Source organism: Ruegeria sp. (assembly GCF_028066395.1).
Taxonomy (GTDB): Bacteria; Pseudomonadota; Alphaproteobacteria; order Rhodobacterales; family Rhodobacteraceae; genus Ruegeria.
This window is the reverse complement of record NZ_JALCBM010000057.1, coordinates 19,001-27,891: the sequence shown is the minus strand read 5'-3', so window position 1 is coordinate 27,891 and position 8,891 is coordinate 19,001. Positions and strand designations below refer to the sequence as shown.

The window sequence follows — 8,891 nt, the reverse complement described above, 5'->3', positions numbered from 1 at the left end:
CTCGTCAGGCTCATAACCTGAAAGTCACAGGTGCAAATCCTCTCCCCGCAACCAATATCCAAACAGCCCGTTCAATCTACAAACAGTAAACGTTGCATCTGACCCCCGAAATAGCGCCTGAATAAGCCAATTTGATCCGTTTATGGTATCCCACAGTGTATGGTTAGCTTTGCGTTCCGCATCTGAGCGCCGCTCCTTCTCCGAATCCTTGTCGATTGCCCAGTCAACAAGCGCCATCATTAGAAGCCAAGCTTTGGCGCAAACGACTTTGTTGGCGTATCCTAAAGCCCGACCGTGAAGAATTTTGTGGCGTTCGGGAGTATTCAACTCATCATCACGCGATTTGTAAGGTCCCTTGACCAACATCCCAATCAGAGTCGGCAATCCCGTGTGATGACCGGTAATTGAATCATAAACTGTCAAATCCGCCTTTTCCGCAAAGGGGCTTACCCCAGATACATCGGACGCAAATCCGTCACAGGCTATGAGTATCAAGGGAACAGCAGCCATGTACCGCTCTTCCAGATAGAGTTTTAGAGCTTCGTTCAGTTGGTCATCGCGCAGTCGGGCTTGGTGGAACCGCCGTGCCCTTTTAATCGCAAACAGATTGATATTGTCTTCTGTGAACCAATCGACGAGAACTTGCTCCGCCTCTTCATCTTTGCCTGCTTCCGCAAGTTTGATAGCGTCCTGCATTACGGTTACTGCCATTGCTGAACCTACGCAAATCCAACCTTTTGATCCGAATACTTCGTTGAAGCGATCTGGCAGCCCAATAATCTCGGCTTTTTCTTGCAGGTCCGCCGCCATGGCACCGAGTTCCGCAAGTTTCTCATTCTTGATGCCAAAAGCATTCATCAGTTTGAAAGCACTAGCGGAAAGCTCAACTGCATACACTCATAGGCTTCGGCATCCGATCTCATTCAGCTTCAGCAGTCGATTGCATGACCCTTCGGCACCCATTCGCTTGAGCGTCGGCGCCGAAGAGCATGATCAGAGGTTCTCGAAGTTTGCGTCCCGACGGCGCAGCGACTCACCGCGCAGTTTGATGTGGTGACGATCGCGCGAAAGGCGATCAAGGATGGCATCAGCAATCACAGGATTATCGATGAACGCGTGCCAATCATTGTATGGCCGCTGTCCGACGATTATTGTCGAGAGAGTTCCAGCACGATCCTCAATGATATCGAATAGAATCGATTTTTCGGCTTCGTTCATCGCTACTTTTCCAAAGTCATCTAGGATCAGAAGCTTATACTTCGCCAACTTTTCACGTTCACGAAGATAGACACCGTCTTCCAGTGTCATCGTGAGGCTGTAAAGCAGGTCGGAGACTTTGAAGTAGCGGGACTTATGTCCTGCACGGATGGCCGCTGTGGCAATGCAGGCAGAAATCCAACTCTTCCCAGTGCCGGTTTCACCGCTGATCAGGATGTTCCATGCATGTGGAATCCAATTGCATTTGAGCAATTCGCTCATAATTGCGGGCTTAATCCCGCGTGCCTCTTTATTAATCAGTTCTTCGGGAGCTGCCCGGACCGGCAGCTTCGCTTCATTCAGCATACGAGTGAGTCTGTTGGATGCGCGACGCTCCTTCTCTGCAATGAGTAGTGACGCGACCCTCTCGGCGAAGGCCATCTCGGTGTAGAGTGCATCGCCGGCTTGGCGGTCCAACGTATCGGCGAAGCCAGAAAGTGACAGTTCGCGCGCAAGTGCGACTAGGTGTTCATACTGCATCGTTTTCACCCTCCGCATAGTAACTAGCGCCGCGAATGTTTTCGCTCGGTGTGCTTGGCGGCAATGGCTGGTACCGCTTCCGCTTTAACGGGCCACGAGCAAGAATTTGCCGCAAGGTGTCGGGGTCGATCTGATTTCGTTGGATAGCCTCGACACAAGCTGCATCAATTGTGGCCTTGCCATGGACTGAGGCAGTTTCCAGGAGCCGCTTCAACATGTTGTATGTCGCCCTTGGGTTGCCATTTTTATCCAGATGCAAAGCAATGAACCGCCCAAGGTTCGGACTATATCTGGTCCCCCGATCAACCAGGTTGTCTGGGTTTTGACGCCACATTGCGCGGTGGTTTTTTGGCATATGGGAAGGGTCAATGACGGGTGTATCATCGTCTGGCGGACCAATCCTCCGAGCATGAACGGCCACTAGCGATGAGTCGTGGTACATTTCAACCGTGGCGGCGGTTAGTTTGATGCTTACAGCTTCGCCAATAAGACTGAAAGGCACGCTATAGTCCCGGCCGTCAACGTGCACTCGGTAGTGACGTTGAACTTTGATGCCTACTTTCCACACACCATAATCGTAGGCTATTTCTGGCAATTTCCGAAGGCATTGCATCTCACGTGCTTGAAAACGAGCAGCACGGGATGTCTTCCAGCGTCGCATTACCTTTTCGTTGAGGCGATCAAGCGCCGTCTGTAGCAGTTCATTCAAATCACCGATTGAACGCGGTTGTTGATCCCGCAAAATGCGCTGAAGATATCGTTGTGCCAGCTTAACAATACCCTCTACCGCGCCTTTGTCTCTTGCCTCGCCGCCACGGGTTGGATCAGGGGAAATATGATAGTGATCTAAGAATGCCCGGAACTCCGGATTTATCTTTGCTTCGCGCCGTGGTCCTCGTGCGACATCTATCGCAGCTTTGAAATTGTCGAGAATGACGCGTTTCGCGGTACCGTCCAACGTTTGGAAGATGCGGATAAGTCCGTAGATGGAGTCTGAACGCTTCTGACTTGGAATGATGCAGCCAGCGCAATACTGACTGAAAGGAAAGTGGAGCAGGAGCAGCGTGCACTTTATCTGTGTCCCACCTGCGCTGGTGTAGCTAGGCTGGAAGCCTGCGAAGTCGATCTGCATCACTTCGCCCGGGCGGTAGTCATGACGGTATTCCGGCGCACGCCGCTTTAGAAGCTTAGAAAGCTGCTTTGCGAAATGCGAATAACTCATGTACCTTTTTCCGTCGCCGGAAACAGGCTGTTTCAAATAGTAGTCTTCATAGTAGTCCAACATGTTGTCACCAGTATGCAAGAGGTGCTGGACTGTCGCGTCCCAGTCGGGCTGTATGCATCTTGTCCGACGCAGGCGAGACGAGAACAGAATATTGCGCAATTGCGCATCTGTTTGATTTGATAGCCCTTCGAAGGTGAGATCGTGAGCGTTGGCGCGGCGGCGCATTCGCCGCACAGTGTCTCGGTGCTTGTTGAACAAGCGCCCGACCTCGGTGTGATTTAGTGACTCGTCGAGCAAATGTTCAGCTAGCCTTCTAATGTCTGACTTCATGGTATCCTCGTTGATGTCGTACAACCCACAAGGTGCACGGAACCGTCCGGCAAAACTGCCGGTCCTTGACATGGCGGCTGCTATCGAGGATTATTTGCTTAAGGTGACCAACCTGACAAAAATACTCGAGAGAGCCGTCGATAAATCGGCGGTTTTCTTATTTAATGGTCATTGGGGGTACCTCTCCGGCCACAGAGTTTCAGGCTTGGTGTTTAGTGCTGAGGCGATAGCATGCTCGACATTGAGCGAGCGTGCTCCAGCGAGTACGGATGAAACGGTCGATGGTTTCAGGCCTAGATCTCGTCCGATTTGGCTTAGAGATGTACCGCGACTTCGCAGTTGAGCTTTTATCAACTCTCGCTTGCTGACATTCATTGCTTCAATCATCAAACCGCCGACTTAAAAATTGCTAGTAATGTCCTTAGTAGCTGTATGGTCGAAATTTTTCAACCTCACGCCCATCGAGGAAATGTTTTAAGATGTTGATATGTATAATATATATCTGGGATTAGACTGATGCTTCGCGGTAGTTTAGCTATTAAATGGATGAGACAAAAACTGACAGTTGTACACATATACCTGTCGTATTCCGCCTATAGCTTCTGAGGCAGAATAGCGTTTGTCCGAGCCCAGAAGGCTTCGAAATCTGTGCTCAGCTCACGCAAAATAATTAGCAGCTCGACCGCATCCAGCCGCCTTTCACCCAACTCGTATTTACCGACAAACGACGCTGGCTTACCGATTCTCTCTGCCAAATCGGCCTGCGACAGCCCCGATTCTTTACGCAAAGAGATCAAGGTTGAGAGCATGTCTTTATAGGCCTGTGTGTGAACCGTTCCTGCCAAACCCGTCTGCCTTTTTGCTCGACAGGCCCAGCTACCCCCATTATAGGATTAACCCCAAAATGGGGGTAAGCGTTGCGTTCCAACCGCAACTGTAAAACTGGCTGAGCGGGCTTGCATGTTGTGTTGAAGGGCGAAGGTGGATCTGAAATGGAACTGAACCTGCACACGATCTCGTGTCTCGGTTTCAAAGGTGGCACAGGTCGAACAACCACTGCGGCAGCGCTCGCGTTGGGACTGGCATCAATCGGCCAACGCGTTGCGCTAGTTGATGCAGGATATGCGGTTCCGCTGGAGGAGCGATTTCTATCAAAAAAACATGTCTATGGCGCTCCACCTGAGCACAGTGTTCTCGCTCAATGGGCCTTGGCAGCTCAGGTCGATTCATTTCACGGTGGATATATCCAATACATTCGCGCTTCGACTGCTGCCTACCTTGAGGCTGTGCTTGATCAGCTATGGCGGGAAGATTGGACGCACGCGATCATTGATACCCCGGCTCACCAGACGGCGTCCGTTTTTGAGGCAATAGGAAGATCGTCACTTCTAGTGATTCCAGCCCAGAGCGCTTCGGACGCCAAGGAGATCAGGGACCGACTCCCGGAGGATATCTTAATCCAAAGCGACAGGATAAAGTGCTTGGTTGCCGGATCGGAGCAGTCGCAGAAGGTTCGAGCCGCCTTTTCGCCACTTCCCGTACTCACATCAGAGCTGCCTTTTGATCCGGCATTTGCAGGTTTCATTCCGTATCAAGATCAAAGTACAGATCAGAACACCTTGGCGGGCAACTGGACGACCCGATGCATTCAATTGGCAAATGAAGTTTTGGACTTGCTGTCTGAGCAGCAGGACATGGCATCATGACTACCGCAGAGGTGTCACTCCATGTCATTCGAGGCGTCGTAATGGACCGCAAAGAGCAGTTGCAATCGGTCCATGTGAACAAAACCACCGGTTATGGCAGGATCAACAAAACGACCGAGCTGTGGTTGCAAGACAGCGCCGGGTGCGAGCATCGGTATCAAGGCGATCTGTTCGACGCCGCGCGGCCCGGTCATGAGGTGGCCGTCTTTAGCGACAGAGCCTCTGGTAAGCTCGTCGCCGTTGCAAACTTGACAACGCAAAGGATTCACGAGGCTGCCAGTTTGAATATCAATACGACGTTTGGTGCTAACCTCTTCAGTACCTTTGGACTTGGTTTTCTTCTGGCCCTTCCCGGCCTGTTTCCGTGGTACATGATCATGGATGCTATCGGCCTCTCCGGACGCGCCTTCTCCGCCACCAGCCTCCAAATCTATATTGTCATGTTGCTCGTCTGCGTTTTTGTTGGGCTTAAGATTTGGACGAAACGCTACGAAGAGCGCACAGCGCGATTGAAAGCCGAGGTCGACCGCGTTCTAGGTCTTGATGCATCAAGCACCACTTCTTGCAAACGACCACCCGAGTAGAACCATGATCAATTGGTATACGGCCGACCTACATTTTGGCCACGAGAACATCATCAAACACTGTGGTCGTCCCTTCCAGTCGGCAAGCCACATGGATGCGGTGCTACTTGAAAACCTCCGCGCAAGAGTTGGACCGAACGATGTACTTTGGATTGTTGGTGATTTCGCCTTTGGTCCGAAGGCAAAGGATCGTGACTGGTTGATGAAGCTGTTTGCAAGATTGCCGGGCGCGGAAAAGCACCTGATTGTCGGCAACCACGATGGCGAGGCAACCCAGCAGCTCCCGTGGACCAGCGTAACACATCTGTCTGAGGTGAAAGAAGGCAAGCGCCCACATTCGGTGCTCTGTCATTATCCAATGATCACATGGCACCGTGCCCGGAAAGGTGCGCTACACCTGTTCGGCCACGTACATGATCAATGGATGGGCAGCCGCAATGCAGTAAATGTCGGCGTGGATGTCTGGGGATATGTCCCCATTACAATCCGCGACATAGAACGCCGCGCGAAAACGCTGCCAGAAAACGAACACTGGCAGGATGTCGAACACAACTCGGAGCTTTGAGATGTCGCAAGCTGATGGCTATACGAAAAGCGATTTAGACGACAGCATCATTGCGCAACTGATAGAGTGCGGTCTGCATGCGCGATACAGCAAAGATGTCAAAGGCGGCTGGTGGGCCAGAACGCAGGTCAGAGAAGAGCTCTTGAGGCGCGGCTGGACTTTGCCACCCTACACTTACGCGCACGAACTCAAAGACAACATAGAGGGGCAGTAAGATGTCCAGATCCCGACGCAAGACGCCGATAACTGGCATAACCACAGCCGTGAGCGACAAGCCCTTCAAGAAGGCAGAGCATAGGCGTGCGCGACGAAAACTCAAAGCCTTGGATCTGACAGAAAAAGAGCCACCTGACGCAAGAGCTTTTGGTAACCCTTGGGCCAGCGAGAAGGATGGCAAGCAGTGGATCGATGCTGCTAGGTTTCCAAATTTGATGCGGAAATAGCTCACGGTAGCGGCTTCTTTTACAATTCGACTAAGTTCAGCAGCCATTCGATGTGTCGGTCATCAGCTAACGATATGCGGACAAACCCGACTTTGGATTTTCAGCCCTCGCTGACGCAGCATAACTTTGCAGTCGCGGCGCACCTTCTGTTTCCGTGCAGCGGATGTCACCAAAGCAGTCGTTCACCAGCGCGGATCTTGCTCGAACCCATACAGTGCTTTTGCTGCTGACAGTTCCAACCTTCAAGACGCGGAGTTAGGGAGCTTTCGCTGCGGCTGCGCAGATGTCGGCTTTCATTTTCTCACGTTACAAGTGGTCAGCATCTGACGTCGCCTTCAGCTCAAGCCACTCTGTAAAGGCAACGGCTTCGGCGGAGGGACGATCCGGCGTTAGTGCAACATACCGCTGGCCAGAAGGCCGGAAGCCGAACGGGGCGAACAGTCGGCCAGCTGCAAGATCATCCCGGACGAGAACCTCCGGCGCTATGGCGACACCGAGCCCGGCGGTCGCGGCTTCCAGCATGAAGTAAAAATGCTCAAACTCCTGCCCGCTGGACAAGATAGGATTTCCAGTCGCGCTGCACCACTCCGCCCACGCGGCAGGCCGGGTCCGCGTGTGAAGTAGAGGTAGGGCCGACAGGTTTTCCCACATCACCGACCCAGAGGGTTCCAGAAGAGTTGGGCTGAGGACCGGTCCAACTGCATCCGCAAACAATTCAGTCACATTCGCGCCGCTCCATGGACCTGGCCCAACACGGATAGCTACGTCGAAGCGGTCTCGTGCGAAGTCTACCGGCGCGTCATCGGCGGTCATACGCACGTCGATGCCCGGATGCGCCTCGTGAAAATCAAAGAGGCGCGGGATGAGCCAACGCATCGCGAATGTGCTGAGACAGGATAGATCGAGCGTCCGCTTGTCCCTGCGCTGCACCCGCAGAACCGAAGTCTCTATCTGGTCGAAGGCATCCTGTAGGGCGGGCTGAAGATCGCGGGCGGCCTGGCTCGGGCTGAGTTTGTTGCGTGGCCCATCAAACAGCGACACGCCAAGGATTTCTTCAAGCCCCCGGACCTGTCGGCTAACAGCCCCATATGTCACACCCAACTCCTCAGCTGCCAGCTTCATCTGGCCATGCCGCATCGTCGCCTCGAACGCGCGAAGGGCGTTTAGGGGGAGTGTTCCACGTTTCATGTGCGTTTATCTCACTTTCAAGTCGAGAAAACATCGTTTTTCAGCGCGTATAGACGATGCGATAAGCGCTCATGGCACATGAATACTCCTTCCGCTTCGTTGACACCACGGTCCCAAGTACGATCACTTGGGATCATCTGGCGCTTTGGTATCGCAACCTCGTCACCCGGCGCGCTCTATCCCGCCTGACCTCAGACGGCTTGCGGGACGTCGGGATCAGTGAAGCAGAAAGCGCGGTTGAGACCGCCAAGCCTTTCTGGCGCTGAGGCATGGAGAACCACGTCTTCGCAGCCGTGCTCGTCGCCGCATTCCTACACGCGGGCTGGAACTCAGTCGTCAAACTCGGACTGGACCGGGTTTCGACGGTTCTGCTGCTGTCCCTTGTTCAGGCCCTGATTGCGATCCCGATCCTGCCGTTTGTGCCCCAACCGGCGACAGAGGCGTGGTCCTGGATCGTGGCAGCGGCTGTGCTGCATACGGGCTACAAGGTCTTTCTCGTTCAGGCCTACGCCCATGCCGATCTGAGCCAGGCCTACCCTCTGGCGAGAGGAACTGCCCCCCTGATTGTGACGCTTATATCGGTTGCATTCCTCGGAGTAGCGCTCGACCCGGTTTCTCTCCTTGCCATCCTTTGTATCTCCGCTGGCATACTTGTCATGGCAGCGCGCGGATCAGCCGATGGCCGAATGAGAGGAAAGGCCCTCTTCTACGCTATGGGAACAGCAGGTTTCACGGCAAGTTACACGCTAGTCGACGGGATCGGCGCACGGATCGCGGGCACGTCATCGGGGTTCATCCTCTGGATGGTGACCGGGGATGCAATTGGCATGATTGCCTACGCCCTTTGGACGCGCGGGCGCGCAGCCTTTCCGGCTGTTCTACCCGCATGGAAAACAGGGATCGCGGCGGGAGCCATGTCACTTGGCTCCTACTGGATCGCGGTCTGGGCCTTCACGCAGGCTCCGATTGCCTTGGTCGCGGCGCTGCGGGAATCGAGCATCCTCTTCGCCGTCCTGATCGCAGCATTCGTCCTACGGGAGCCGGTGAGCGGGTGGCGTTGGTTATCGGCCTTAGCGATTGCCGGAGGTGTCGCGCTGGTGAAAGCATGAAGGC

The 8,891-nt window shown here is 53.7% G+C and carries 11 protein-coding genes; 5 read left to right on the top strand and 6 right to left on the bottom strand.

Annotated elements, in window-relative coordinates:
- Positions 1-24: 24 nt before the first annotated feature.
- From MPJ51_RS16430 to MPJ51_RS16415, 4 genes are all read right to left on the bottom strand, one after another.
- Positions 25-897, bottom strand: a complete 873-nt coding sequence (locus MPJ51_RS16430; RefSeq protein ID WP_298388913.1) for a hypothetical protein — start codon at positions 895-897, stop codon at positions 25-27.
- Positions 898-993: 96 nt separating this feature from the next.
- Entirely contained in the window at positions 994-1,737 is a 744-nt protein-coding gene (locus MPJ51_RS16425; protein WP_298388911.1) for an ATP-binding protein, read from the bottom strand.
- Positions 1,727-3,292: a hypothetical protein gene (locus MPJ51_RS16420; RefSeq protein ID WP_298388909.1), complete on the bottom strand. Its 1,566-nt coding sequence runs from the start codon at positions 3,290-3,292 to the stop codon at positions 1,727-1,729. The genes MPJ51_RS16425 and MPJ51_RS16420 overlap by 11 nt, the downstream gene beginning before the upstream one ends.
- Before the next feature lie 593 nt (positions 3,293-3,885).
- Positions 3,886-4,137 carry a helix-turn-helix transcriptional regulator gene (locus MPJ51_RS16415; RefSeq protein ID WP_298388908.1) on the bottom strand — a complete coding sequence of 84 codons (252 nt, stop codon included), beginning with the start codon at positions 4,135-4,137 and terminating at the stop codon, positions 3,886-3,888.
- 147 nt (positions 4,138-4,284) lie between these two features.
- Here MPJ51_RS16415 and MPJ51_RS16410 point away from each other — a divergent pair, with 147 nt between their 5' ends.
- The 3 genes from MPJ51_RS16410 to MPJ51_RS16400 are packed head-to-tail and all read left to right on the top strand — an operon-like array spanning position 4,285 to position 6,147.
- Positions 4,285-4,998 carry a cellulose synthase operon protein YhjQ/BcsQ gene (locus MPJ51_RS16410; RefSeq protein ID WP_298388906.1) on the top strand — a complete coding sequence of 238 codons (714 nt, stop codon included), beginning with the start codon at positions 4,285-4,287 and terminating at the stop codon, positions 4,996-4,998.
- Positions 4,995-5,582, top strand: a complete 588-nt coding sequence (locus tag MPJ51_RS16405; RefSeq protein WP_298388904.1) for a hypothetical protein — start codon at positions 4,995-4,997, stop codon at positions 5,580-5,582. The genes MPJ51_RS16410 and MPJ51_RS16405 overlap by 4 nt, the downstream gene beginning before the upstream one ends.
- Positions 5,583-5,586: 4 nt before the next feature.
- Positions 5,587-6,147 carry a metallophosphoesterase gene (locus MPJ51_RS16400; protein ID WP_298388901.1) on the top strand — a complete coding sequence of 187 codons (561 nt, stop codon included), beginning with the start codon at positions 5,587-5,589 and terminating at the stop codon, positions 6,145-6,147.
- 34 nt (positions 6,148-6,181) lie between these two features.
- Here the strand turns inward: MPJ51_RS16400 and MPJ51_RS16395 are convergent, their stop codons facing one another.
- Positions 6,182-6,637 carry a hypothetical protein gene (locus MPJ51_RS16395; protein WP_298388899.1) on the bottom strand — a complete coding sequence of 152 codons (456 nt, stop codon included), beginning with the start codon at positions 6,635-6,637 and terminating at the stop codon, positions 6,182-6,184.
- A 259-nt stretch (positions 6,638-6,896) separates the two neighbouring features.
- Positions 6,897-7,778, bottom strand: a complete 882-nt coding sequence (locus tag MPJ51_RS16390; RefSeq protein ID WP_298388897.1) for a LysR substrate-binding domain-containing protein — start codon at positions 7,776-7,778, stop codon at positions 6,897-6,899.
- 71 nt (positions 7,779-7,849) lie between these two features.
- Between MPJ51_RS16390 and MPJ51_RS16385 the strand changes: the two genes are divergently transcribed.
- Positions 7,850-8,044, top strand: coding sequence for a DUF1127 domain-containing protein (locus MPJ51_RS16385; protein ID WP_298388895.1), 195 nt, complete (start codon positions 7,850-7,852; stop codon positions 8,042-8,044).
- A 3-nt stretch (positions 8,045-8,047) separates the two neighbouring features.
- Positions 8,048-8,887, top strand: coding sequence for an EamA family transporter (locus MPJ51_RS16380; RefSeq protein ID WP_298388893.1), 840 nt, complete (start codon positions 8,048-8,050; stop codon positions 8,885-8,887).
- Positions 8,888-8,891: the final 4 nt, after the last annotated feature.